The following is a 294-nucleotide window of genomic DNA, read 5'->3' on the forward strand; positions in this document are numbered from 1 at the left end:
CCCGCCGCGGTGCTGGCGGTGCTCGGCCTCCTGTGCACGGCGCTGATACCCGTGTGGTGGTTCAGGGTGCACCGCTGGGAGGTGACGGAAGAGGCGGTCTATGTCCGTACCGGCTTCTTCTGGCAGGAGTGGCGGATCGCGCCGATGTCGCGGATACAGACCGTGGACACCGTGCGCGGTCCGCTGGAGCAGCTCTTCAGGCTCTCGACGGTGATCGTCACCACGGCGTCGTCCAAGGGCTCGGTCCAGATCGAGGGGCTCGACCACGAGCTGGCCGCGGAGCTGGCCGAGCGG

Annotated in this window: 1 protein-coding gene; it reads left to right on the forward strand. The window is 69.0% G+C overall.

The window, feature by feature from the left end; translation table 11 throughout:
• Window positions 1–294 (forward strand): PH domain-containing protein (locus BFF77_RS35855; protein ID WP_169922721.1); only part of this gene is annotated, 294 nt, incomplete at both ends.

Source organism: Streptomyces lushanensis (assembly GCF_001700515.1).
Classification (GTDB): domain Bacteria; phylum Actinomycetota; class Actinomycetes; order Streptomycetales; family Streptomycetaceae; genus Streptomyces; species Streptomyces lushanensis.